Here is a 23198-nt window from a genome sequence, read left to right as displayed (position 1 = left end):
ACATAATGAAGAAAAAGTCTAAACAATTTTGGCCATTTGTTATAGCGTCTGTATTAGTTTATGTGATTGTTCAACTTCTCATATCCAATGGAATAATGAATCAATTCTATTCTAATACGCTAATCTATATTGCTATCAACATAATATTAGCGGTCAGCCTACATTTAGTAATTGGTATCACGGGGCAATTCTCAATAGGGCATGCAGGATTTTTAGCTGTAGGCGCATATATCTCAGCTATTATAACAATGAAGTTGGGACTTCCATTTATATTGGCCATTATTGTAGGGGGAATTGTTGCAGCTCTAGCTGGTTTAATTGTTGGTATTCCAAGTTTACGATTAAAAGGGGATTATTTAGCAATTGCAACGCTTGGGTTTGCTGAAATAATTCGAATAGTTTTCTTGAATATTGATTATGTTGGTGGAGCAGCAGGTATGCAAGTCTCCCATTTAACTAATTGGACATATGCATTTGTAAGTTTGTTCATTACTATTTTAGTGATTGTTAACTTTACTAATTCAAGACATGGAATTGCTGCTATATCAGTTCGAGAAAATGAAATTGCAGCGGATGCTATGGGTATTAATACAACTTATTATAAAGTTGTTGCATTTACAATTGGTTCGTTCTTTGCCGGAGTAGCAGGGGCTTTATATTCTCATAACTTTTACATTATACAGCCTAGTCAGTTCGGCTTTTTAAAGTCATTTGATATTTTAATATTCGTTGTATTAGGTGGATTAGGTAGTCTTTCAGGAGCAGTGCTTTCTGCGATTTTGCTAACGGTAGTCTCTACTTATCTGCAAGGATATCCTGAGACTCGTATGATTATTTATAGTCTTGTATTAATTTTGGTAATGTTATATCGTCCAAAAGGTTTGATGGGTACGATGGAAATTACAGATTACTTCAAGATATGGAGAACGCCAAAAGGGGGCGGGCAACATGGAAAGTAAGCCGATATTGGAAGTGAAAAACGCTGGTATTCAGTTCGGTGGTTTAAAGGCAGTCCAAAATTTAAATATGGTACTAAATCGTGGTGAACTAGTTGGTCTTATTGGTCCAAATGGTGCTGGGAAAACTACTAGTTTCAACTTATTAACTGGAGTTTATGTACCAACAGAAGGCGATATATTATTTGATGGGGAAAGAATCAATGGATTACCGCCATTTAAAGTTACTCGAAAAGGGATTAGTCGTACATTCCAAAATATTCGTCTATTTAATGATTTATCTGTATTAGATAACGTGAAGGTTGCTTATCATTCACTTGCGAAGCATACGATGGTGAGTTCAATATTTCGTTTACCATCACATTTTAAAGGCGAGCAAGAAATGGAAGAAAAATCTATAGAATTTTTAAAAATATTTGGTTTGGATAAATATAAGGATGAGTTGGCTAAAAATTTACCTTATGGCCAGCAGCGCAGGTTAGAGATTGCACGTGCTTTGGCAGCTGGTCCTAAACTTCTTTTATTAGATGAACCTGCGGCGGGAATGAATCCACAAGAAACAAAAGATTTAATGGATTTAATCGGATTTATTCGAAATAAATTTGATTTGACAATATTACTTATTGAACATGATATGAATTTGGTTATGGGTGTTTGTGAAAGAATTTATGTACTAGATCATGGTCAACTTCTTGCGGAAGGATCACCAGAAGTGATTCGTAACCATCCTAAGGTTATTGAAGCGTATTTAGGGGAGGAAGTTCACAATGACAATGCTTAAGGTTGAAAATATTGATGTTTTTTACGGGAACATCCAAGCACTTAGAGAGGTCTCTATTGAAGTAAACGAAGGGGAAATAGTTACGCTTATAGGTGCAAATGGTGCTGGAAAAAGCACTCTATTAAAAACTATTTCAGGTCTCCTAAAGCCTAAAAAAGGAAAAATTGAATTTCTTGATAAATCGATTGCGGGAAAACAAGCACAAGCAGTTGTAAAATCAGGAATTTCACATGTTCCTGAAGGAAGAAGAGTATTTGCAAATTTGACAGTAGAAGAAAATCTTGAGCTTGGTGCTTTTTTGAGAAAAGATAAAGCTGGCATTAATTCAGATCTTCAGAAGGTTTATGAGATTTTTCCGAGACTACTTGAGCGAAAAAAACAATTATCGGGAACTCTTTCTGGTGGGGAACAACAAATGTTGGCAATGGGTCGTGCAATTATGGCGAAGCCCAAGCTTGTACTCCTTGATGAACCATCAATGGGTCTTGCTCCATTAATGGTGAAAACAATTTTCCAAGTTATTGAAGATATTAATCGTGATGGCACGACTGTATTGTTAGTAGAACAAAATGCGAACATGGCACTATCTGTTGCAAGTAGAGGGTATGTAATTGAGACAGGTAGGGTAGTGCTGTCTGGTTCTGCTCATGAATTACAGACAAGTGAAGAAGTGAGACAGGCATATTTAGGTGGTCATTAATATAAAGAAGCTTTCATTAGTTAGTATCTAATGAAAGCTTTTTTGTGTAGTTCAAACTTACATATTACATGTTATACTAGATGAATATGTATTTTTTTGGAGGAAAGATGAATAAAACCCTAAGATTTTGGATATTGACATTAATTACATTTTCAATGGTTGCAATATTAAGTAGTTCTTTATTTTCAAGTTATATCGTAACGAAAAAAACTTTAATAGAAAATTCATTAGAACAAAATGAAGTATATTCTTTAAAACTTTCACAAATGACAGAAGAAGTGTTTGAATCAATGCAAGCTAATTTAGAATCAAGGAAACTAGATGTCATTGATAATATGCATGATTCAAAAGTGCTTACAGAGATTTTAGATCAACTACTTATAAGTGGAAAGAATTTTAACTCACTTTCTGTAATAGGGAGTGATGGAATTGCTATAGCAACCTCGCCGAATGTTGGTATAGCAGGCAATAAAATTGATTCCCACGGAGTAAAGGAAGCTTTAACTAAGAAGGAGAGTATAATTACTACTCCGTATAGAGCAGTTACAGGGCGTCTATTAGTTTTAGTATCTATTCCTTTATTTAATAGTGCGAATAATTACATAGGAATGTTAAACGGGACAATTTATTTACAAGAAGATAACTTTATTCAAAATATATTAGCTGAGCATTTTAATGAAGATGGTTCCTATGTGTTCGTAGTAGATAAGGAAGGTACTTTAATTTATCATCCTGAAAAAAATCGGATTGGCGAAAAGGTAAGTGAAAATAAGGTAGTAGAAAATTTAATGAATAAAGAAAATGGGTCAAAAGAAATCTTTAATACAAAAGGTGAACATGTTTTAGCTGGCTATTCTTATATTGCAGCAAGTGGGTGGGGGGTTGTTTCTCAAACACCATTTGATAGCAGTTTAAATCCTTTAAAAGGTATTATTTTGAAAATGTTATTGTATGCCTTACCTTTCTTATTAATTTTTTACATATTAGCATTTTATATTTCAGAACGTTTAGCCTCCCCTTTAAAAAAGTTAGCTTTGTTTACGTTAAATTCTCATAAAGAAGATATAAGCATCGAAAACTTTAAAATATCTACTTGGTATTTTGAGGCCAAACAATTAACAGAAACGATTAATAACTATCATAAAATGCAACAAGAAACTGTCGCAGACTTTAAACACCAATCTTTAACTGATCCTTTGACTGGCCTAAAAAATAGAAGGTATTCAGAATTTGTTTTTACAGATTTAATAGAATCTAATCAGCAATTTTCAATAATGATGATTGATATAGATCATTTTAAATTAGTTAATGATGAATTTGGTCACAATGCAGGAGATGAAGTATTAAAGTTTCTAGCGAGCAAAATGAAATCTTTTACAAGAGATCATGATGTTTGTATTAGGCTTGGCGGAGAAGAATTTATCGTCTTACTTCCAAACTGTATTCTTTCAGAGGCATATACGATTGCTGAAAAACTAAGAAAAGATATAGAAATAAGTATCCCACCAACAAATAAGAAAATAACCATTTCATTGGGAGTGGCTGAATATAGGAATAGTTTTGAAAGTATAACTGATGTAATGAACAGAGTTGACGTGGCACTTTATATGGCAAAATCTGAGGGAAGAAACAAAACAGTTATTTCTAAATAAAAAAAGTTTTTCTCGCAAAAAAGCGGAAAAACTTCTTTTTTTATTTATTTTTCTTTATCATATATACAATGCCCTCTGTAATCAGACCTACTACTAAGCCAAATGCAGTAAAAATAAACAAAGAAAGAATACCAACTAGGTCTCCCCAACCTTCTAATCCAGAAATGAAGGAACGGAAAAGTTCAATGAAACCAATTAGAAGTCCGGCCGTAAATAGATAATAAGCTATTTTCAATTTATAAAATAATAATGCTCCTGAAATTGTCCCAACTAAAACGGAGATAACAGTAAATGCAATAAAATTACGGATTACTAAATCCTGTCCAAGTACATATTTTACTCCAAGTATTAGTAAAAAGAGTGAAAGGACAACTGTAAATCCAGCTATTTTCCCATAATTCCTTAACAACATAATCGCCCACTTTCTTAAATACATCATACTTTAAATCAATATATTCCAACAAGCTAAAATGAGGAAGGAGATAATACAGTGACAGAGCATTTGTTTCATTTAAAAGCCAATTGGCCAGGCAACAGAAATGATATAGGGGAGATTCGAGCAGAAAATTTACAAACTCGAATATCTATTCCAAAAGAAATGGAAGGACCTGGAGAAGGCACTAATCCAGACGAAATGTTATTAGGTGCAGCTGCTACTTGCTATATTATAACGCTAGCTGCAATGATGGAAAGAAGTAAAATTTTAAAAGAGAGATTAGATATGGATTCCACAGCAATTGTTGATGTGACGAATGGTATATTTACGTATAAAAAAATAATTCATCGTCCAACCATCGTTTTAACATATGAAAAAGACAAAGTAATAGCAGAAAAAATTGTGGTAAAAGCGGAGCAAACCTGTATGATCAGTAAAGCTTTAAGAGGAAATGTAGAAATTGAACTTAAACCTACTATTTTAACAATAAATGAATAGCTTTTATGTTATTTGATGTATAATTTAAATATTCAAATACTTGTAAAGTGAGGATGGGTCATGACCGGCACAATCGCTGTTATTCTTATATTTTCCGTTCCAATTATCAAACTAATTACAACGCATTTTGAAAACAAAGAACAAATAAAAGGTGCGAGAGTAAAGGATGAACTTGAATTAGAAAAATTAAAATATGATAATTTTATTATCGAAACAGAAAAAATGAGACTCCAACTTGAACAGATGCGTATAGATTCACCAAATGATGAGTTTCAAAAATTATTAAAATAATGTAACCGCCCTATTTTAAATGGGCGGTTTTAATTTATATGACATATGAGAAAACACATATGAAGTGACAAAGCGTACCAAGTAGAATAAATATATGGAAAATCTCATGGAAACCAAGTTTTTTAATAAATGCAATCTTAGGCTTTAAGCCATAGATTATACCACCAATTGTATATAATACTCCACCTATAATTAAATAGAAGATTCCTTGAGTACCAATTTTTTCTGATAATGGCGAGGCTAAAAATATAATAATCCATCCCATTCCAATATATAGAGCAGTTGATATCCATCTAGGGCAATTGAACCACACCATTTTAAATAATATACCGCAAATTGCAATAATAGAAATGATGATAAATAGTATGTAACCAGTAGTTCCTTTTAAAGTTATTAAACAGAATGGGGCATATGTTCCAGCAATTAATAAATAGATCATCGAATGATCTAATCTTCTTAAAAACTGGATGATACTATCCTTTGCTATTACCATATGATAGGTTGCTGAGGAGGAATAAAGTAAAATCATGCTTACTCCAAATATTATTATTGCAATAATTGTTAAAAAGGAATCGCCATTTATCGTTACTTTAACAAGCATTGCAGTCAGACCTAATAATGACAGTATAGCTCCAAATAAATGTGATAATCCGTTAAATGGTTCTCTAATATATTGATTCAAAATAATTCCTCCTATTACACCATGTAGTTTATATAACTACTTAATATAATATAACTAACACGTTTAATAGTCAATGTTTACTGATAGTGAAATTTGCGATACGATAAATGAAATAACTTTTTCGGAGGGACTTAAGTGATTAATTCAGCTGATATACTTCAAAAGCTAGCACTCGAATCAAATATAAGGCAAGAAGAAATACCCGATATTGATTTGTATATGGACCAAGTCATACAGTTATTTGACGCAAAGTTTGAAAAATCTCTTCGAAATACAGAAGAGAAAGTATTAACAAAAACAATGATAAATAACTATGCAAAAGGGAAGCTTTTTATTCCAATTAAAAATAAAAAATATTCGAAAGAGCATATTATGTTAATAAGCATGATTTACCAATTAAAAGGGGCGCTTTCAATAAATGATATTAAAGCTATACTTGCCCCTGTAAATGAAAGAATAGAAACGGAAAAATTTGAACTAGAAAGTTTCTATTCTACATTAATAGAATTGCAGCAAAAGAATACTAATAACATAACGGATCAAATCAAGAGACAAGAACAAGAAATAGAACAGCTAACGACTGATGAAGAACTAAAACAGGTATTATTTATTTCAGCATTAGCTAATATAAGTAATGCATATAGAAAAGCTGCTGAGATACTAGTAGATGATTTATTGGAAAACAATAAAATAAAGGGGGAAAAATAATGAAAACTTTATGGACAGATGGAAATATTTTCACAATGCATGAGGAAGACCAAAAGATAGAAGCTGTGTTAGTTGAAGATGGAAAAATTATCCGAACGGGTTCAAAAGAATCTCTTTTACCACTTGCAAATAAGGTGAATTCTCTAAATGGAGCTACTATGTACCCGGGATTTGTTGATAGTCATATTCATTTGGTTATGCATGGGGAAAAATTAGCTTATTTAGACTTGTCTACCTTTACTTCTATTAATGAGATTGTAAAAGAGGTGGCTCAACGAGTTGATGGTAACGAATGGTACGTTGCAGAAGGATGGAATGACAACAAATTAATAGAAGGAAGACAGATTTATTGTTCAGATTTAGATCATATTATTGAAACGCCTATTGTTTTAAAGAGAGTATGTAGACATGTGCTAGTAGCAAATTCAAAAGCAATGGAACTTGCTGGAATAACAAAAGATACTCCAAATCCAACCGGAGGGATTATCGGCAAGGATTCAGATGGGAACTTAAATGGCTTATTTTATGATGAAGCACAACAATTAATCACTTCAAAAATACCTCCTGCAACAACAGAGTATTTAGTAGATGTGATTAAAAACAGCGTAAGTGACTTACAAGCAAAAGGTTTAACTGGTGTACATACGGAAGAAATGGCGTATTATGGACCTTATACAATACCTTTACAAGCCTATCGAGAAGCAATTGATAAAAATTTTAGAGTACATCTTTTAAGACATCATGACGCTTTCGAGAAGATGCAAGGAGAGAAACCAAGCGAATTTATAGAATTTGGAGCTATGAAAATATTTGTAGATGGTTCTTTAGGTGGTCATACCGCACTATTGTCGGAAGATTATTCCGATAATCCAGGAAATAAAGGTGTAGCAGTCCATGACCCAGGTAAACTGGAGCAATTGGTACAATTAGCAAGAAAATTTAACGAAACAATTGCTGTTCATGTTATCGGAGATAAGGCAACAGAAATAATTGTCGGCTTAATAGAAAAGTATCCTGCTCCGGCTGGAAAGAAGGATAGACTGATACACGTGAACGTTCTAAGCGAAGAGTTAATGGAAAGAATGATTAAATTACCAGTGGTCCTTGATCTCCAACCAATTTTTGTACCTTCTGATTTTCCTTGGGTTATCGATCGACTTGGTAACAATCGTTTAAAATGGGCATACGCTTGGAAAACACTAATTGATCGAGGGTTTGAATGCTCTGGTGGATCTGATTCTCCTGTAGAAGTGGCTGATCCTCTTTTAGGAATGGACGCTGCAGTAAATAACTCCTATCTACCCGAGCAATCTCTTTCTGCGTTTGAAGCAATTTCTTTGTTTACAACCGGTAGTGCAAAAGCTATTGGCAAAGAAAATGTAAGAGGAAAAATATTACCTGGTTATGATGCAGATTTTACTGTAGTAAGCACAGAGTTAAACAAAACGACTTTTCTAAAAGCATCTATTTTAGAAACCATTGTCGCAGGTGAGATAGTCTACAAAAATAATAGTTTAGTAGAAAATGAAACGAATAATTAATTGCTACGTATATATACTATAAATTCATCGAAAGGAGTATGAGTCTTATGGAAAACACAGGTTTAAAAGTATTGCTACATGCTAGTACTTGGTTTGCGCCATTTTTAGTTCCATTTATTTTGTATTTAGTAATTGATGATGCAGAAATCAAAAAACTATCCATTCAAGCAATTATTTTCCAATTAGTAATCGGTGCTTTAATTTTTATTTCTGCTATACTAATTATTTTTTTAATCGGTATACCAATGATAATTATTTTTGGTATAATGGCATTTGTTGTACCAATTATCGGAATTGTAAAAGCAGTTAATGGAAGTACATTTAATTATCCTATAGTAGGTTCTTGGATTAAATAAAAGGGGAATTTTTAATGGCTACAAAGATCGGTATTGATGCAGGTGGAACGTTAACGAAAATAGCTTATTTTGATGAACATTTGAATTTACAATTAATCAGCTTCCTATCATCAGATATGCAAGCAGTAAAGGATTGGATTGATACTAATCACTCGTTAGCTTCCATTTGTCTTACCGGTGGCCGTGCTGAACAATTAAAGAAACATTTTCTTTCTTCATTGGACATACCATACATAGTTGAATTTGATGCTACAATGGCTGGAGTTATGTATCAATTAAAACAAGAAAATATTGAATGTGAGAAAGCGATTATAGCGAACATTGGAACTGGGACATCTATACATATAATGAAAGAAAATTCACATAGTCGACTTGGTGGTACTGGAATTGGTGGGGGAACTCTAGTTGGATTGGGACAAGCTTTAACTGGGATAACCGATTATAAAGAGATGATAGAGCTATCCGACTTAGGCAATAGATCTTCCATTGATATTCTAGTAAGTGATATTTACGAAAACAATAAATTACCGATTAATGGTTCTCTGACAGCAAGTAATTTTGGTGGTGTAGCACTTAAAGGGAACTTAAATAGAAGGTATGAGGACTATTTATCAGGAGTACAAGGTATAATTGGTGAAGTTGTTGCATCTTTATGTATACAAGCAGCAGATGCTCACTCTATTGACAACATTATTTATATTGGTTCAACATTAGAAAATAATGAATTACTAAAGAATATAATGGAAAGCTATACAGTATTGAAAGAGAAAAAACCATTTTTCTTAGAAAAACATGGGTATAGTGGGGCAATTGGAGCTTTACTGGAAAGTATTTAATTTCTTTGAGTAAAAGTGTTGCAATAAATAATGATGCATGTTATATTTAAAGAGGATTATTTTTGTTCGGTTAGTTAGTAGGTGGCAACACTTTTACTTAACAGTGTTGAGCAAGGATAGTAACACAATGTATGCAGCAACTGCATGCGAGGAGGAAACACACATGGAACAAGGTAAAGTAAAATGGTTTAACTCAGAAAAAGGATTCGGATTTATCGAACGCGAAGGCGGAGACGACGTATTCGTACACTTCTCAGCTATCCAAAGCGAAGGTTTCAAATCTCTTGACGAAGGTCAAGAAGTAACTTTTGAAATCGAGCAAGGCCAACGTGGTCTTCAAGCTACTAACGTAGTTAAAGCTTAATTTTAAACCTAAAACTTTAACAGACTCTCTATTAGGGAGTCTGTTTTTTTGTGTTATGATATGTTATAACATTCAATAGTGTTGTTACTTAGAAATGGGAGTTGGTTAAATGAAAAAGTGGAAAAAAGAAATTCTAATCAATGCACCAATTGAATATGTTTGGCAATTTTTTTACGGTGACTTACATAAAAAGAAAATGATATTCCCAAAAGTAATAGATGAAAATATCATTAAGCAAACAGACCAAGTAGTTGGGACGGTTATAACACAAACCTACCAAAATGGTTCTTTAAATGAACAATATGAATTAACTATCAAAAAGTACATAAATGAACAAAATTACAAATCGTATCAAGAGAGCTTTTTACTCAATGACCGATTTCGTATGACCATTGAATATGAATTGGAAAATCAAAATGAAACATCAACAAAATTTATATACACATCCATTAACAAACCTAAAAATATTTTATTAAGTATATTTCAATTGTTTGGTAATTCTGACGTTGTGGATAGATTCATGTCTCGAACTAAAGAGAAAATAGAAACTGCTTATAAAAATGAAGAAGCATAGATGTAATAGGCTTTGTTACAAGATTTAATAGCAGCTAAAAATATATAGCCTAAAGTGATGTTTAGAAAAAGTTAAGTTACAATTTTTCGTTATACATAAATTTTTTCGGTTTGATTATTTTACATTAGAGCAGGCTACGGTAAATGTTGGATCCGTTAAAGTAATTGAGAATGGGGTACTATAGGAATCAGAAGAAAGTACAATTAAACGAAAAAAAGCTGCCTTTTAAGGCAGTTTTTTTAATACAGCTTCTCTAGCTAATGCGTGCGCTGCTTTATTTTGTTCATCTGGAATCCATTTTATAAAGAAAAAATCAAATGTATCGCTGATCTTTAATATTTTTTCTAATATTGCTGCGAATTCTGCATTTTTAGCATATTTTTTTTCTACCGCAGCACAAACAATTTGTGAATCGGTCCGTACTGAAATGATGGACGAAGTAAGTTTTTGTACCTCTTCAAGTCCTCTAAGCAATGCTAAAAATTCTGTCGTATGATTTGAATATATACCTATATATTCGCTTATCTTAATATGATGACCTTCCCCTTTAATAAAAACACCAATACCACTTGGCCCTGGATTTCCTGTTGTGGATCCATCAATATACACTTCAAGCATTTGTATCACCTGATTTTCATCATTTTTTTTCAGAATGTACTTGTTTGCATGTTGCTTACTTGCAAATAGAAGCATTCAAATAGTACAATCAAATTTATTATAGCGAGGAGAATTAATATGAAATATAGTCAAATAATAAATGAAATAGATTATTTATTAAATACCTATTGCGAAGGTTGTTTTGTAAAAACCTTATTACGCAAAGAAAAAGGTAAGACTGTCGCCCATGATTTCTGTATTCATTCTTGCACAGTGGGAGAAGAAATAAGACAGGTAGGAGAGAAACTAAATTCTAAATAAAAAAGTCCCACGACCAATTGTCGCAGGAAGAACTGTATTAACTGTTTTTAATGACATTTGCAGCTTGAGGTCCGCGGTTTCCTTCTATTATATCGAAAGATACATCTTGTCCTTCTTCTAAAGCTCGAAATCCATCTCCCTGAATACCTGTAAAATGGACAAATACGTCTTCTCCATCGTTGTACTCGATAAATCCGTAGCCTTTTTCATTGTTGAACCATTTTACTTTCCCCTGTTGCATAATAGTTCCTCCCTCGATCCACTAAATATTCTGAGAATGGATAGTTTAACTATACCATTAAATGCCAGGAATCGTCAATAATATGTCGAATTTGCTTCGTTCTTATATACTTTTATATGGATATAATAAAATAAAAAAGTAGGGATAAATATGAATGCTAAAATAGAAACACCATCTGATTTAAGTATTGCCAAAAATGCAACATTGAAACCAATTCATCAAATTAGTGAAAAAATTGGAATACCGAAAGAAGCTATAGAATTATATGGAAATTATAAAGCAAAAATAGATCCTACTAAAATTTCTAAAAAAGCTACCCCTGGTAAAATTGTATTAGTAACAGCTATTAATCCGACCGCTGCAGGAGAAGGGAAATCAACTGTAACTGTTGGGCTCGCGGATGCAATACAACAGTTAGGTCAGTCGGTTGCTGTTGCGCTAAGAGAACCTTCACTGGGACCAGTTATGGGTATTAAAGGTGGGGCTACAGGTGGTGGATTTGCTCAAGTTTTACCAATGGAACAAATTAATCTTCATTTTAATGGAGATCTTCATGCCATTACTACTGCTAATAATGCTTTGTCTGCATTTATTGATAATCACCTCTTTCAAGGAAATGATTTAAATTTAGACCCTAGAAGGATTATTTGGAAACGAGTAATGGATATGAATGATCGTGCATTACGTCATATTACAATTGGTCTCGGTGGTCCTAAACAAGGGGTTCCTCGTGAAGATGGTTTCGATATTACTGTAGCTTCTGAAATAATGGCCGTGCTATGCCTTGCAAAGGATTTAGAAGACTTGAAAGAAAGACTTTCACAGATTGTAATCGGATATACATATGATAAGGAACCAGTAACAGTTCGATCGTTAGGTGTAGCAGGTGCACTCACACTTTTGTTAAAAGATGCATTTAAACCTAATTTAGTGCAGACAATAGAAGGAACTCCTGCAATTATTCACGGAGGTCCATTTGCAAATATTGCACATGGGTGTAACTCCATTATTGCAACAAAAACAGCAACAAACTTAGCGGATATCGTTATTACAGAAGCTGGTTTTGGAGCAGATTTGGGTGCTGAGAAGTTCATGCACATTAAATCAAGACAAGGTGGTTTTTCTCCAGATGCCGTAGTAATTGTGGCAACTATTCGTGCACTTAAAATGCAAGGTGGAAAGCAAAAGGATGCCTTGAAGGAAGAAGATGTAAATGCACTTTTAGTTGGTATCAAAAACCTAGAAAAGCATATTGAAACGATACAAGCATTTGGAATCGAACCAGTGGTTGCATTAAATAAATTTATAACAGATTCACCAGCAGAAATAGATGCAATGCTTTCTTGGTGTAAAGAGAAGAACATAGCTATTGCGCTAACGGAAGTTTGGGAAAAAGGGGGAGCGGGCGGAATAGATCTTGCAGAACTCGTATTAAAACAATTGGAAAAGCCTAATCATTTTTCCCCTTTATACGATGTAACACAAACAATCGAGGAAAAAGTTTTAATTATTGTAAAAAAAGTATACGGCGGGAAAAATGTAGTGTTTACGGAAGAAGCCATAAAACAAATTGATCAAATTAAATCATTCGGCTGGGATGCATTACCGATTTGTATGGCAAAAACACAATATTCTTTATCCGACCAACCGAAGCTCATGGGAAGACCAACTGACTTTACAATTACTGTACGTGAAGTAATACCTAAACTTGGTGCGGGATTTCTAGTATGTTTAACTGGAGATATTATGACAATGCCTGGCTTACCTAAAAAACCAGCAGCTTTGAGCATGGATGTTGATGAAAAAGGAGAAGCTATAGGATTGTTTTAACGTTTTTAAAAGACTGCTCAATTAGCAGTCTTTTTTTATGGAATGTCGTCGTTGCGAATGGTTACGAGTGTAATTTACTCGAATGTATCCGCACTTGGTTCTAAAAGCTGATTAAACAATGCGAAAATTAATTTCTTATTCACTTGTCTAACTTTGCTTTACTAAAAGGCTTCAAAGACTTTTACTTTTTAATGCTTTTTATTTGTGAGTAATTACCTCAATACTTAATTAGAAGGGCAGAAAGATTTTAAATTTAATTTTTAATATGAGATAAATTACCTTATCCATTTCTTAATCTTTTCATAACTTATAAATATTATTAGGAAAGGAGGGGGTTAAGAATGTCCGGTTATGGTGGATGCGAAAATGGTGGATACGGAAACAACAGCTTCGCTTTAATAGTTGTATTGTTTATCCTACTTATAATTGTTGGGGCATCTTTTATTTATTAAAGGAAGTATGTTGGAGTTAGGTCAGAAAGCTTAAGCTTGTACAACATTTCATTTTAGTCGTAAGGTATATTTTTTCTAAATTACAAAACGAACTAAAAGATATTATTAATTAAGTAATAAAAAATGATATCAATACAATCTCTTTATAAATCTCCTCTTCAGAAAAAGCGACTTTCTCTATATAGAGTCAGTCGCTTTTCATATGTGTATTTAAATAGAAAAAATCAACACAAAATAAAATGGTTTTAATAAACTATCATTACCATTTATATTAATATTTTGCCTTCAATACTCACTTATTTTTGTATATACGTCGTTATTGTATTTATATTAACCTTATAAATTGATTTCAAATACTTATTTTACTCTTCGTAACCCTGATATTACAAGGATTTAGCGATAATAATACATCTTAATACAGTTCAACTATGTTATTGTATATAATAAGAAGATGAGTTCGTTTAAGGAGTTAGATAGGATGAATACAATTGAAAAATGTGAACGATTAGTCAAAGAAGTGTACAAGCATTTTGATGCTAGTCACGACTTTCAACATATTGAAAGAGTTAGAAAGAATGCATTAGAAATTTTAGAATCATGTGAACATGCAGAACAAGAAATAGTTGAGCTTGCAGTACTATTACATGATGTCAGTGATCCTAAATATGCTAATGACAATGAGAAATCCGAAGAAAATCGTATTATCGAATTACTACATTTGCCAGATGATAAAGTAAGCCATATAAAAGAAGTAATTCGATCGATTTCATTTAATGGTGGAAATGAAGTAGAGCCTAAAACAATAGAAGCGAAAATTGTTCGAGATGCTGATAGGTTGGATGCAATAGGGGCGGTGGGTATTGCTCGAACTTTTGCCTATGGCGGAGCAAAAGGTAGAAAGCTTTATGACTTTCGTGAAACACCTAGAGCAAATATGTCCGTTGAAGAATATCGATCAACAGAAACAGCTTCTGTTACTCATTTTTATGAAAAATTATTATTACTTGCTGATGGAATGCTTACGGAAAAAGGGAAAGAGCTTGCGCAAGAAAGACATGCTTTTATGGAGTCTTTTTTGCAAAACTTAAGAAAAGAAACTGGGGAAACGATATGAGTCATTTAATAATTTCAAACTTAACGAAAACAGTTGGAGAAAAAACACTGTTTGAAAATATAGCATTTACGATTAATAATCAGAACCGTGCAGGATTAATAGGGATAAATGGTACTGGCAAGTCTACATTTCTATCTATTATAGCGGGGCAGTTAGAAGCGGATTCAATAGAGCGTGACAATCCAAACAAATATCGAATTGCTTATTTAGAGCAGCAGCCTATCTTTGAGAAAGAGGAAACGGTCCTTCAAGCAGTATTTGGTGGAGATTCACCTATATTAAAAATAAACCGTGAATATGAAGAAGCGTTAGTTGCTTTAATGGAAGACTCCAACTCAACTGCATTACAAGATAAATTGATGAATTTACAATCACAAATGGATGACCTACAAGCTTGGGATGTAAATGCATTAGCGAAAACAGCATTAACGAAATTGGGTATTACCCAATTTGAAGATTCTGTTTTACATCTATCTGGTGGTCAGCAAAAAAGAGTTGCACTTGCAAAGGTATTGATTGAACCTGCTGACTTACTTCTATTAGATGAACCAACAAACCATTTAGACAAAGAGTCTACTGACTGGTTACAGGAAATGCTTCAACGGGTAGAAGGTGCCATTATATTTGTTACACATGATCGCTACTTCCTCGACGCTGTCGCAACACATATTTATGAATTAGCTGATAAAACGCTATACACGCATTCCGGTAATTATGCTGATTATTTAGAGTCTAAAGCGATTCGCGAAGAAATGAATGCATCTTCTCAACAAAAATTACAAAATCTATACCGTAACGAATTGAAATGGATTCGAAGAGGGGCAAAAGCAAGGTCGACGAAACAAAAAGCTCGAAAAGATAGATTTGAAGAAATAGGATCAAAAATAGATCGTGACAATTCTAATCAGAATTTAGAAATGGAGCTTGCAACGACAAGATTAGGTAAGCAAGTACTAGAAGGAAATTCTATTACTAAACAGTTTGGAACGAAAAAAATAGTAGATGAATTTAATTTTCTTTTACAAGCTGGAGATCGAATTGGAATTGTTGGACCAAATGGGGTAGGGAAAAGTACAGTTTTGAAAATGCTTGCTGGTGAAATACCAATGGATTCTGGTGATATTATTGTTGGTTCAACAGTAAAGCTTATGCATTTTACGCAACAATTACCTGAAATGAATGAGCAGACGAGAATGATTGAATATGTTCGTGAGTCTTCTAATTTAATCGAAACGGGATCTGGAGAGAAATTTTCTGCTGCCCAGATGCTTGAAAGATTTTTGTTCCCTTTAAATACTCATGGTACACAAATTGGCAAGCTATCTGGTGGAGAGAAGAAACGACTAGTTTTGTTAAAAATGCTGATGGAACAACCTAATGTGTTATTACTAGATGAACCAACAAACGATTTAGACATTCAAACATTGTCCGTTTTAGAAGACTTTATGGAAACTTTCCCTGGCGTAATAATTACTATTTCCCATGATAGATTTTTCTTAGACAGAATTGCGAAAAAGCTGTGGATATTAAATGGAGATGGTACTGTCAAAGAATGGTTAGGGATATATTCGGATTACTTAGAGGAAAAAAAAATGAATCCTTCACAATTGGAGGAAGTTAGAGTAGAAGAAATCGAAATAAAAACAACGACTAAAGAGAAGAAAAAACTGTCCTATAAAGAACAGCGTGAATTTGAAACTATTAGTGTCGATATTGAAAAGGTAGAAAAGCTTATAGCTGAAATAGAAGAAAAACTTTCAAAAGCCGGCTCAGATTTTACTTTACTACAAGAGTTAACGGAGCAATTGGATAAGGAAAATGAGAAATATGAGCAATTAATCGAACGTTGGTCTTATTTAGAAGAGCTTGCTTCTTCTTAAAAGATAATTGGAGGGTACAAAGTGAAAATAATAACAATTGAACCAACACCAAGTCCGAATACGATGAAAGTAGTAATCGACAAAGAACTACCATTTGGCAAAAGTCATAATTATAAAATAGATAATATCGATGGAGCACCAATTGAAATCCAAAAAATTATGGAAATCGAAGGTGTGAAAGGTGTTTACCATGTTGCAGATTTCTTAGCACTTGAAAGAAACGCAAAGTTTTCTTGGGAATCCATTTTAGCTTCTGTTGAAAATGTTTTTGGTGCTGAAAATGATTCTACTATTAGTGAAAAGCCAATAGACCACTACGGTGAAGTATATGTACATGTACAACAATATAAAGGCATCCCTCTTCAAGTAAAAGTTTTTGACAGTGAATCTGATTCACGTTATGGTTTATCCGAACGATTCATAAATGCATTGGATACCGCGATGGAGGGTGACAAAGAAAATTATATCTTATTACGCAAGTGGGTAGATTTCGGTGTTCGTTACGGAGAGCAAAAAGAAATAGGCGAGCAAATAGTTAAAGAGCTTGAAGCAACATTTCCGCAAAGTAAACTTCAACAACTAATTGATGAGAAGGATCATCCTAGTGATGAAAAATCTGCAATTCGTGTTCCATTTACATTGGAACAATTTGAAGCGAGCGAATGGGAACAAAGATTCCAATTACTTAATAACTTGATCAATCCCGAATTAATAGATTTACCAATACTAGCTAAAGCAATTCAAGACGAGCAGGTGTCCATTCGCAGACTTGCTACCGTTTATCTAGGTTTAATTGAGGATGAGGCAGTAATTCCTTATTTAGAAATAGCGTTAAAGGATAAAAGTGCAGCTGTTAGAAGAACTGCTGGAGATGCAATGAGTGATTTAGGATTTGACCAATTTGCAGATGCGATGAAGGTTGCTCTATTCGACAAAAATAAACTAGTTCGTTGGAGAGCAGCAATGTATTTCTATGAAGTAGGTACTATTGATGCACTGCAGACACTTAAAGAAGCAATTGATGACAAGGAATATGAAGTTAAACTCCAAATTCGAATGGCTATTGCTCGAATTGAAGAAGGGGAAGAAGCAAAAGGTTCCGTTTGGAAGCAAATGAATGATGCTCGAAAATAATAAAAACGATAGAAAAAAAGAAGCTTTCCTCTCAAGAGAAGAGCTTCTTTTTTATTGATACAGAAAATAATTAAGTACAAAATGCTGAAATTGTTTGGCAGCAGGAGATAAATAACGATTTTTTACTACCGCCATTCCAATAATCCTCTCGCATGTAACTTCCTTTACACGTAGTTTAGCTATTTTATTTGAATTTATTTCTCCACCATCAGGAAGTATAGAAAAACCTAGCCCTGCGGCAACGAAGCCAGCAATAGTAGCTACTTCATCCCCTTCAAAAGAAATATTTGGAGTAACACCTGCTTCTTGAAAAATCTCATCTGTTGTTTTTCGAAGAGCATACCCTTTTTTCATAGAAATAAATGATTCATCTGCTATTTCTTTTAGCGTAATGCTTTCTCGATTAGCAAGTGGATGATTAGTTTGTACAATAACATAAAGTTCATCACGCCATAACTCTGTCCATTCTATTGAACTTTCTTCAACCATCGAAGCGAGTAAGCAAAGGTCCAAATCTCCTGTAAGTAGTTGTTTTAATTGTGTATGTGTATGATTTTGTGTAAATTGAAATGTAATCTTTGGGAATTGCTCGTGAAATGCCCGAATAATATTTGGAACGGAACTTGTACCAAGTGTATGTAAAAATCCAAGGGACACTTCTCCTTCCTCCGGATCAATCAATTGTTTTATTTCTTCTAATCCCTCGTTCATCTCCTTCAAAATTCTCTCCACCCGAAGAAGAAACATATGACCATAGCGATTTAATACAATAGACCGACCTTGTCTATCAAATAACGGTACACCTATTTCCTCTTCTAGTCCCGCTATAGAGCGACTCAAAGCTGGTTGGGAAATAGATAACATTTCAGCTGCATGTGTCATATGTTGTATTTTTGCTAGTGTATGAAAATATTCTAAACGTTGCCATTCCAAAAAAATCGACTCCAGTAATTAATGCATTTTATGCATCATTTTGATACAAATAATAAATTATACTTTATTGGTTGTCAATGATAGTATTATCTTAATAATTTAACACTTTAACTTGATAAAGGGGAAATTCCAATGAAAGTAGTCGCACCTAAATCTTTAACGTTTGAAGGAGGAAAGAGAGCTGTATTATTACTTCACGGTTTTACTGGTAGCACAAAAGATGTAAAAAGATTAGGGGAATATCTGCAAAAAAGGGGATATACTTGCCATGCTCCAATGTATAGCGGGCACGGGGTAACGCCTGAAGAATTGTTACAAACTAGTCCGTTAGACTGGTGGAAAGACGCTGTTGAAGGTTATCATCATTTAAAAAATAAAGGATATGATGAAATAGCCGTAGCTGGTATTTCATTAGGTGGTGTATTTTCATTAAAAGTTGCGGAGGAATTTCCAGTAAAAGCAGTTGTCACTATGTGTGCACCTATAAAGAGAAACAGTTCAAATGGTTTGTTTGAAAGATTATATAACTATGCGAAGATATATAAGTCTTTTGAGGGCAAATCAAGAGATGAAATTATAGAAGAAATAGAAGAATTAAAAAATAGACCGCTCGATTCATTAAATGGAATTACAGAGCTAACAGAAATTACATGTGAGCAATTGAACTCCATCACTTCACCAACACTTGTTCTTCAAGGAGCATTAGATGATCAAATTTATAAAGAAAGTGCAACGTTTATCCATGAACACGTGGAGGCAAACGAAAAAAATATAATTTGGTATAAAGAGTCTGGACATATTATTACTGTAGGAAAAGAAAAAGATAAAGTATGCGAGGATGTCTACGAATTTTTAAATCAAGCAGCTTGGTCGGATTCTATTTACAAATATGCTTAAAATGAAACACCTTCGAACATTTGAAGGTGTTTTTACAATTTAGGAAAAAAATGAGTAAATAATTGAAAATAAGCTAATAATAAAAAGACTTAGACGGAGAAGAGGGAGTATATGAATGAGCAAAATGAAAAAGAAGAACAATTAGTTAAGGATGAACTTCATATCACCTACCATTTCTCCGTATTGTTCACTATTCTAGGAAGTCTGTTTATTTTCTTATTGTTAAGCAATAAAGTAGAGAGCTTAAATTTATTTATTATTGTTCTTTCGATAACAGCTGGAGGACTCCCTTTAGGTCTTAGTGGTGCATTTTTAGATTATAAAGTTTCAGAATATAAAGCAAAAAACAATAAAGTTCTATAATAAATTAAGTCGTTGGATATGAAGTGGGGAGTAAAAATGGATTTTTTTTATGCACAAGAGTCTCTGACAGCAATCCAGTGGATATTGCGAGCAATTGTTTCATTCGGTTTCTTGTTACTAGCAACTAAAGTTATGGGAAGGAGATCTATCTCTCAGTTAAGATTAATTGATTTCACTATTGCTTTAGTACTTGGAAACATATTAGCACATCCACTATCGGACGAAAAATTAGGATTAGAAGGATCCCTTATTACTACAGCAGTATTAACTATTTTGTATTTGACTATTGTACTTTTGAGTTTAAAATCAAATACTTTTAGAAAATGGCTGGAGCCGAATCCTTTTCCTTTAATAAAAAATGGAGAAATAAAGTATAAGGGTCTGACGAAAGCAAGAATTACATTGGACCACTTATTATCCGAAGCAAGAAAAGCAAGTATAGAAGAAATTGACCAAGTCGCTCTAGCAATCTGGGAGCCCGATGGAACAATCTCTTTTTTCATGTCACCGCAATTTCAACCTTTAACTCCATCTGATATGAAGATGGTTAAAAATCCTTTTTGTTTACCATTAACAGTTATAAAAAATGGTAAGGTTGAGTACAAGTATTTAAAACAAGCAGGTAAGGATATTACTTGGTTAGAGAATAGAGCGATAACACTAAATGTACCTATACATGATATACTATTAGCAACGATTGATAGCAATGAGGAACTGAAGGTCTATTTGTATAAATAACAGTGTTCGAAAGTGAAAATTCTTAATGTAGATGGGGGATAAGGATGAAATTTATTAAAGTTCTTTTAAGTATTATAGTTATTGTAGGAATAATAGCTATTGCTGCATACTATTTTGCTCCAAAACTAGTTGCCGATCAAGTAATGGATAAGGTAGCAGTAGAATTAGAAAATAGTGGTCAGCTCGAGAATATTAAACAAGAAATCAGCAATGATCCTCAGTTACAGGCGTTTATTGAGGAAGGTAAAAATGTAGATAGTAGCAAACTTCCATTCCAAACAAAAGAAGAAGCAACTAGAGTATTAGCCAAAAAGTTTAAAATCAGTGATATTCAAGATATTCAAGCAAAATCACAAGATGGTATGTCAGCAGAGGAAAAACAGGAGATTTTTAATAAACTTGAAAGTACTTTAACAGAAGAAGAAATGTTAGCATTAAAAGTATTAGCATATAAGGAACTCTCTAAATAATCTTTGAACCAACTTAAAAAATGATAGCAAATCACGAAGTTATTTTGCTATCATTTTTTTTCTTTGTATTTATTTTTATACTTTATTTGGTATAGGGTTATTAGTTCCATTAAGAAAGAAATGATGAATCATAAACATTTCGAAATTTTTAAATGTATTATGCATATTTTTCAGTTTTAAGAGAACATTAACAAGAGTAAATAAAGTATGGAGGGTTTAGAATGAATTATAAAAAATATGTGCTTTCAATTATGACTGTTATTTTATCAACAGGTTTAATGTTTGGATGCAATGGTGTAGATGAAGATGAACCAGATCCAAGTGAAGAACCAACAGAACAGCAAGAAGATAATAGTCAATAAAAGTTTATCCATTAACTAGGGTAGTAAATTACATCGTTCAAAACTGAACGGTGTTTTTTTATTTGGCTCTATTAAAAATGATTTTGTACGAAAATAAAAATAATAAGTGAAAAAAAGTGAAAAAACAAGAAAACATGAGTAGAATATAAATTAGAAATCCCTTAAGTTAAAGGGAAATTGAGAATCAACGAAAGTAGGAGAATAGATGAACGCGTACGATGAATATATGAAACAAGTAGTAAAACCAATGAGAAGTGAGTTAACAGATGCTGGGTTTAAAGAATTAGTAACCCCTGAGGATGTACAGAATCATATGGCTAACGCTGAGGGAGTGTCCTTAATAATGATTAACTCAGTGTGTGGATGTGCTGCAGGTTTAGCAAGACCAGCAGTAGTTGCCGCAGTTAATGAGTTAGACAAAAAACCGGATAATCTAGTAACAGTATTTGCCGGACAAGACCAAGATGCTACAGCGACTATGAGAAGTTATTTCGAGGAGATTCCTCCAAGCTCACCTTCAATTGCAATATGGAAAGATAAAGAATTGGCATACTTTATCCCACGTGAACAAATAGAAAGTAATTCGATGGAAACTATTAAAGATCATTTGTCTGGTGTGCTTACCCAAATCGTTTCTTCATGAAAACAATCGTAACTACAGCTGGAAGAACAAATGAATCATTTATTGAAAAAGCACAAACTATTGCAACTGAGCTTTCTATATCTTATGTAAATCGGAGTAAGAAATCTGTAAGAGCTATGCATGAACAATATGACTCGGATTTATTAGTAGTTAGCAAGGAAAGACTAGAGTTCTACGCTAATGGCTCAAATATTCCTTTTTTCTTTCATCCAAATTCCGCTGCATTTCGGTTGAAAAGGCTTCTAAAAGGTGAATCTGATTCCTTTTTAGAAGCAACAAATCTGAAAAGAGGGAATAGTTTTTTCGACGCAACTGCTGGATTATGCTCGGATAGCATAATTGCTGCTTATGCAACTGGGGATATGGGTACTGTATATGCATGTGAAGTAAATGAAATCATTGCCTATATTGTGTCAGTTGGTTTAAAAAATTATGAGACTGATTTTGTTGAGTTAAAAACATGTATGAGAAATGTGAAATTAGCACATGTGAATGCTGTGGAAGCATTAAAAGCAACAGAAAGCAACTCATTTGATGTAGTATATATGGACCCGATGTTTGAAGAGTTAATTGAGGAGTCCTCAAACTTTCAACCACTCCGAGCAATTGGGCAACATCACTTATTAACACTGGAGTGGGTGGAAGAAGCCAAAAGAGTTGCAAAGAAAAGAGTAGTTGTAAAAGCTCATTTCCGTTCGGATTTATTTGAAAGATTTGGATTTCATAGACTTACCCGACAGACCTCTAAATTTCATTATGGCATCATTGAAATATAAAGAAACGCTTTGCTAAACGTAAAGCGTTTCTTTTTAGTTGTTGTCTGTATACGTGGTAGCCATATATGTATC

At 33.3% G+C, this 23198-nt stretch carries 30 protein-coding genes; 25 read left to right on the top strand and 5 right to left on the bottom strand.

Annotation, left to right across the window (positions count from 1 at the left end):
* Positions 1 to 5 precede the first annotated feature (5 nt).
* From P2Q73_RS11470 to P2Q73_RS11455, 4 genes are all read left to right on the top strand, one after another.
* Entirely contained in the window at positions 6 to 959 is a 954-nt protein-coding gene (locus P2Q73_RS11470; protein WP_056829653.1) for a branched-chain amino acid ABC transporter permease, read from the top strand.
* On the top strand, positions 949 to 1737 hold the full coding sequence (locus P2Q73_RS11465) for an ABC transporter ATP-binding protein (protein WP_056829654.1): 789 nt from the start codon (positions 949 to 951) through the stop codon (positions 1735 to 1737). The genes P2Q73_RS11470 and P2Q73_RS11465 overlap by 11 nt, the downstream gene beginning before the upstream one ends.
* A complete protein-coding gene (locus P2Q73_RS11460) occupies positions 1730 to 2437 on the top strand; it encodes an ABC transporter ATP-binding protein (protein ID WP_053592132.1) in 708 nt (235 codons plus the stop codon). The genes P2Q73_RS11465 and P2Q73_RS11460 overlap by 8 nt, the downstream gene beginning before the upstream one ends.
* Positions 2438 to 2544: 107 nt before the next feature.
* The gene (locus P2Q73_RS11455; protein WP_275787138.1) at positions 2545 to 4089 is read left to right on the top strand and encodes a sensor domain-containing diguanylate cyclase; all 1545 of its coding nucleotides are present in this window, start codon (positions 2545 to 2547) and stop codon (positions 4087 to 4089) included.
* A gap of 40 nt (positions 4090 to 4129) precedes the next feature.
* Here P2Q73_RS11455 and P2Q73_RS11450 read toward each other — a convergent pair whose 3' ends face one another.
* Positions 4130 to 4501 carry a hypothetical protein gene (locus tag P2Q73_RS11450; RefSeq protein ID WP_275787136.1) on the bottom strand — a complete coding sequence of 124 codons (372 nt, stop codon included), beginning with the start codon at positions 4499 to 4501 and terminating at the stop codon, positions 4130 to 4132.
* A gap of 78 nt (positions 4502 to 4579) precedes the next feature.
* Between P2Q73_RS11450 and P2Q73_RS11445 the strand changes: the two genes are divergently transcribed.
* On the top strand, positions 4580 to 5023 hold the full coding sequence (locus P2Q73_RS11445; protein ID WP_275787133.1) for an OsmC family protein: 444 nt from the start codon (positions 4580 to 4582) through the stop codon (positions 5021 to 5023).
* 60 nt (positions 5024 to 5083) lie between these two features.
* The gene (locus P2Q73_RS11440) at positions 5084 to 5314 is read left to right on the top strand and encodes a hypothetical protein (protein WP_275787130.1); all 231 of its coding nucleotides are present in this window, start codon (positions 5084 to 5086) and stop codon (positions 5312 to 5314) included.
* A 34-nt stretch (positions 5315 to 5348) separates the two neighbouring features.
* On the opposite strand, the gene trhA is transcribed toward P2Q73_RS11440, so the two are convergent.
* Positions 5349 to 5996 (bottom strand): PAQR family membrane homeostasis protein TrhA, encoded by a 648-nt coding sequence (trhA, locus tag P2Q73_RS11435; protein WP_056829656.1) that lies wholly within the window; start codon positions 5994 to 5996, stop codon positions 5349 to 5351.
* A gap of 135 nt (positions 5997 to 6131) precedes the next feature.
* On the opposite strand from trhA, the gene P2Q73_RS11430 reads away from it, so the two are divergent.
* From P2Q73_RS11430 to P2Q73_RS11405, 6 genes are all read left to right on the top strand, one after another.
* Positions 6132 to 6704: a DUF1836 domain-containing protein gene (locus P2Q73_RS11430; RefSeq protein ID WP_275787125.1), complete on the top strand. Its 573-nt coding sequence runs from the start codon at positions 6132 to 6134 to the stop codon at positions 6702 to 6704.
* A complete protein-coding gene (locus P2Q73_RS11425; RefSeq protein ID WP_275787122.1) occupies positions 6704 to 8245 on the top strand; it encodes an amidohydrolase in 1542 nt (513 codons plus the stop codon). Before P2Q73_RS11430 ends, P2Q73_RS11425 begins: the two co-directional genes overlap by 1 nt.
* A 47-nt stretch (positions 8246 to 8292) precedes the next feature.
* Positions 8293 to 8601 carry a DUF4870 domain-containing protein gene (locus P2Q73_RS11420; RefSeq protein WP_053589687.1) on the top strand — a complete coding sequence of 103 codons (309 nt, stop codon included), beginning with the start codon at positions 8293 to 8295 and terminating at the stop codon, positions 8599 to 8601.
* A gap of 14 nt (positions 8602 to 8615) precedes the next feature.
* Positions 8616 to 9437, top strand: a complete 822-nt coding sequence (gene coaW, locus P2Q73_RS11415) for a type II pantothenate kinase (protein ID WP_275787118.1) — start codon at positions 8616 to 8618, stop codon at positions 9435 to 9437.
* A 163-nt stretch (positions 9438 to 9600) separates the two neighbouring features.
* Entirely contained in the window at positions 9601 to 9801 is a 201-nt protein-coding gene (locus P2Q73_RS11410) for a cold-shock protein (protein ID WP_053589685.1), read from the top strand.
* A 109-nt stretch (positions 9802 to 9910) separates the two neighbouring features.
* On the top strand, positions 9911 to 10375 hold the full coding sequence (locus tag P2Q73_RS11405; RefSeq protein WP_275787110.1) for a hypothetical protein: 465 nt from the start codon (positions 9911 to 9913) through the stop codon (positions 10373 to 10375).
* Between the two features lie 225 nt (positions 10376 to 10600).
* On the opposite strand, the gene P2Q73_RS11400 is transcribed toward P2Q73_RS11405, so the two are convergent.
* Entirely contained in the window at positions 10601 to 10993 is a 393-nt protein-coding gene (locus tag P2Q73_RS11400) for a reverse transcriptase-like protein (RefSeq protein ID WP_053589682.1), read from the bottom strand.
* Between the two features lie 117 nt (positions 10994 to 11110).
* Here P2Q73_RS11400 and P2Q73_RS11395 point away from each other — a divergent pair, with 117 nt between their 5' ends.
* Positions 11111 to 11293 (top strand): zinc-finger domain-containing protein, encoded by a 183-nt coding sequence (locus P2Q73_RS11395; protein WP_275787107.1) that lies wholly within the window; start codon positions 11111 to 11113, stop codon positions 11291 to 11293.
* A gap of 37 nt (positions 11294 to 11330) precedes the next feature.
* Here P2Q73_RS11395 and P2Q73_RS11390 read toward each other — a convergent pair whose 3' ends face one another.
* Complete coding sequence (locus P2Q73_RS11390; RefSeq protein WP_053589680.1) at positions 11331 to 11534, bottom strand: cold-shock protein; 204 nt, start codon at positions 11532 to 11534, stop codon at positions 11331 to 11333.
* A gap of 150 nt (positions 11535 to 11684) precedes the next feature.
* On the opposite strand from P2Q73_RS11390, the gene P2Q73_RS11385 reads away from it, so the two are divergent.
* From P2Q73_RS11385 to P2Q73_RS11365, 5 genes are all read left to right on the top strand, one after another.
* On the top strand, positions 11685 to 13364 hold the full coding sequence (locus P2Q73_RS11385) for a formate--tetrahydrofolate ligase (protein WP_275787103.1): 1680 nt from the start codon (positions 11685 to 11687) through the stop codon (positions 13362 to 13364).
* Between the two features lie 341 nt (positions 13365 to 13705).
* Positions 13706 to 13816 carry a YjcZ family sporulation protein gene (locus P2Q73_RS11380; protein ID WP_082460860.1) on the top strand — a complete coding sequence of 37 codons (111 nt, stop codon included), beginning with the start codon at positions 13706 to 13708 and terminating at the stop codon, positions 13814 to 13816.
* Positions 13817 to 14294: 478 nt separating this feature from the next.
* A complete protein-coding gene (locus tag P2Q73_RS11375; protein ID WP_275787099.1) occupies positions 14295 to 14930 on the top strand; it encodes an HD domain-containing protein in 636 nt (211 codons plus the stop codon).
* Positions 14927 to 16810 (top strand): ABC-F family ATP-binding cassette domain-containing protein, encoded by a 1884-nt coding sequence (locus tag P2Q73_RS11370; protein ID WP_056829670.1) that lies wholly within the window; start codon positions 14927 to 14929, stop codon positions 16808 to 16810. The genes P2Q73_RS11375 and P2Q73_RS11370 overlap by 4 nt, the downstream gene beginning before the upstream one ends.
* 21 nt (positions 16811 to 16831) lie before the next feature.
* Entirely contained in the window at positions 16832 to 17944 is a 1113-nt protein-coding gene (locus P2Q73_RS11365; protein WP_275787096.1) for a conserved virulence factor C family protein, read from the top strand.
* A 51-nt stretch (positions 17945 to 17995) separates the two neighbouring features.
* On the opposite strand, the gene P2Q73_RS11360 is transcribed toward P2Q73_RS11365, so the two are convergent.
* Positions 17996 to 18877: a LysR family transcriptional regulator gene (locus P2Q73_RS11360; RefSeq protein ID WP_056829674.1), complete on the bottom strand. Its 882-nt coding sequence runs from the start codon at positions 18875 to 18877 to the stop codon at positions 17996 to 17998.
* Positions 18878 to 19009: 132 nt separating this feature from the next.
* Here P2Q73_RS11360 and P2Q73_RS11355 point away from each other — a divergent pair, with 132 nt between their 5' ends.
* The 7 genes from P2Q73_RS11355 (at position 19010) to P2Q73_RS11325 (ending at position 23126) form a co-directional block, all read left to right on the top strand.
* Positions 19010 to 19774, top strand: a complete 765-nt coding sequence (locus P2Q73_RS11355; RefSeq protein WP_275787090.1) for an alpha/beta hydrolase — start codon at positions 19010 to 19012, stop codon at positions 19772 to 19774.
* A 111-nt stretch (positions 19775 to 19885) separates the two neighbouring features.
* Positions 19886 to 20137 carry a hypothetical protein gene (locus P2Q73_RS11350; protein ID WP_053589653.1) on the top strand — a complete coding sequence of 84 codons (252 nt, stop codon included), beginning with the start codon at positions 19886 to 19888 and terminating at the stop codon, positions 20135 to 20137.
* Positions 20138 to 20173: 36 nt separating this feature from the next.
* Positions 20174 to 20875, top strand: a complete 702-nt coding sequence (locus tag P2Q73_RS11345; protein ID WP_275787085.1) for a DUF421 domain-containing protein — start codon at positions 20174 to 20176, stop codon at positions 20873 to 20875.
* Between the two features lie 44 nt (positions 20876 to 20919).
* Positions 20920 to 21345 carry a hypothetical protein gene (locus P2Q73_RS11340; protein ID WP_275787082.1) on the top strand — a complete coding sequence of 142 codons (426 nt, stop codon included), beginning with the start codon at positions 20920 to 20922 and terminating at the stop codon, positions 21343 to 21345.
* 221 nt (positions 21346 to 21566) lie between these two features.
* On the top strand, positions 21567 to 21707 hold the full coding sequence (locus P2Q73_RS11335; protein WP_172794332.1) for a hypothetical protein: 141 nt from the start codon (positions 21567 to 21569) through the stop codon (positions 21705 to 21707).
* 205 nt (positions 21708 to 21912) lie between these two features.
* Positions 21913 to 22350 carry a BrxA/BrxB family bacilliredoxin gene (locus tag P2Q73_RS11330; protein ID WP_275787078.1) on the top strand — a complete coding sequence of 146 codons (438 nt, stop codon included), beginning with the start codon at positions 21913 to 21915 and terminating at the stop codon, positions 22348 to 22350.
* Positions 22347 to 23126, top strand: coding sequence for a class I SAM-dependent methyltransferase (locus P2Q73_RS11325; protein WP_275787075.1), 780 nt, complete (start codon positions 22347 to 22349; stop codon positions 23124 to 23126). The genes P2Q73_RS11330 and P2Q73_RS11325 overlap by 4 nt, the downstream gene beginning before the upstream one ends.
* Positions 23127 to 23198: the final 72 nt, after the last annotated feature.

The organism is Bacillus sp. Cr_A10 (assembly GCF_029222665.1).
Taxonomy (GTDB): domain Bacteria; phylum Bacillota; class Bacilli; order Bacillales_A; family Planococcaceae; genus Psychrobacillus.
Note: the sequence above shows the minus strand (reverse complement) of the source record. Positions and strands in the feature narration are given on the sequence as shown.

Excerpts from the sequence above, each read along its gene's own strand:
- P2Q73_RS11470 (WP_056829653.1), top strand. The coding sequence starts at position 6 with ATGAAGAAAAAGTCTAAACAATTTTGGCCATTTGTTATAGCGTCTGTA.
- P2Q73_RS11465 (WP_056829654.1), top strand. The coding sequence starts at position 949 with ATGGAAAGTAAGCCGATATTGGAAGTGAAAAACGCTGGTATTCAGTTC.
- P2Q73_RS11460 (WP_053592132.1), top strand. The coding sequence starts at position 1,730 with ATGCTTAAGGTTGAAAATATTGATGTTTTTTACGGGAACATCCAAGCA.
- P2Q73_RS11455 (WP_275787138.1), top strand. The coding sequence starts at position 2,545 with ATGAATAAAACCCTAAGATTTTGGATATTGACATTAATTACATTTTCA.
- P2Q73_RS11450 (WP_275787136.1), bottom strand. The coding sequence starts at position 4,501 with ATGTTGTTAAGGAATTATGGGAAAATAGCTGGATTTACAGTTGTCCTT.
- P2Q73_RS11440 (WP_275787130.1), top strand. The coding sequence starts at position 5,084 with ATGACCGGCACAATCGCTGTTATTCTTATATTTTCCGTTCCAATTATC.
- P2Q73_RS11425 (WP_275787122.1), top strand. The coding sequence starts at position 6,704 with ATGAAAACTTTATGGACAGATGGAAATATTTTCACAATGCATGAGGAA.
- P2Q73_RS11420 (WP_053589687.1), top strand. The coding sequence starts at position 8,293 with ATGGAAAACACAGGTTTAAAAGTATTGCTACATGCTAGTACTTGGTTT.
- coaW (WP_275787118.1), top strand. The coding sequence starts at position 8,616 with ATGGCTACAAAGATCGGTATTGATGCAGGTGGAACGTTAACGAAAATA.
- P2Q73_RS11410 (WP_053589685.1), top strand. The coding sequence starts at position 9,601 with ATGGAACAAGGTAAAGTAAAATGGTTTAACTCAGAAAAAGGATTCGGA.
- P2Q73_RS11405 (WP_275787110.1), top strand. The coding sequence starts at position 9,911 with ATGAAAAAGTGGAAAAAAGAAATTCTAATCAATGCACCAATTGAATAT.
- P2Q73_RS11400 (WP_053589682.1), bottom strand. The coding sequence starts at position 10,993 with ATGCTTGAAGTGTATATTGATGGATCCACAACAGGAAATCCAGGGCCA.
- P2Q73_RS11395 (WP_275787107.1), top strand. The coding sequence starts at position 11,111 with ATGAAATATAGTCAAATAATAAATGAAATAGATTATTTATTAAATACC.
- P2Q73_RS11390 (WP_053589680.1), bottom strand. The coding sequence starts at position 11,534 with ATGCAACAGGGGAAAGTAAAATGGTTCAACAATGAAAAAGGCTACGGA.
- P2Q73_RS11385 (WP_275787103.1), top strand. The coding sequence starts at position 11,685 with ATGAATGCTAAAATAGAAACACCATCTGATTTAAGTATTGCCAAAAAT.
- P2Q73_RS11380 (WP_082460860.1), top strand. The coding sequence starts at position 13,706 with ATGTCCGGTTATGGTGGATGCGAAAATGGTGGATACGGAAACAACAGC.
- P2Q73_RS11375 (WP_275787099.1), top strand. The coding sequence starts at position 14,295 with ATGAATACAATTGAAAAATGTGAACGATTAGTCAAAGAAGTGTACAAG.
- P2Q73_RS11370 (WP_056829670.1), top strand. The coding sequence starts at position 14,927 with ATGAGTCATTTAATAATTTCAAACTTAACGAAAACAGTTGGAGAAAAA.
- P2Q73_RS11355 (WP_275787090.1), top strand. The coding sequence starts at position 19,010 with ATGAAAGTAGTCGCACCTAAATCTTTAACGTTTGAAGGAGGAAAGAGA.
- P2Q73_RS11350 (WP_053589653.1), top strand. The coding sequence starts at position 19,886 with ATGAATGAGCAAAATGAAAAAGAAGAACAATTAGTTAAGGATGAACTT.
- P2Q73_RS11345 (WP_275787085.1), top strand. The coding sequence starts at position 20,174 with ATGGATTTTTTTTATGCACAAGAGTCTCTGACAGCAATCCAGTGGATA.
- P2Q73_RS11340 (WP_275787082.1), top strand. The coding sequence starts at position 20,920 with ATGAAATTTATTAAAGTTCTTTTAAGTATTATAGTTATTGTAGGAATA.
- P2Q73_RS11335 (WP_172794332.1), top strand. The coding sequence starts at position 21,567 with ATGAATTATAAAAAATATGTGCTTTCAATTATGACTGTTATTTTATCA.
- P2Q73_RS11330 (WP_275787078.1), top strand. The coding sequence starts at position 21,913 with ATGAACGCGTACGATGAATATATGAAACAAGTAGTAAAACCAATGAGA.
- P2Q73_RS11325 (WP_275787075.1), top strand. The coding sequence starts at position 22,347 with ATGAAAACAATCGTAACTACAGCTGGAAGAACAAATGAATCATTTATT.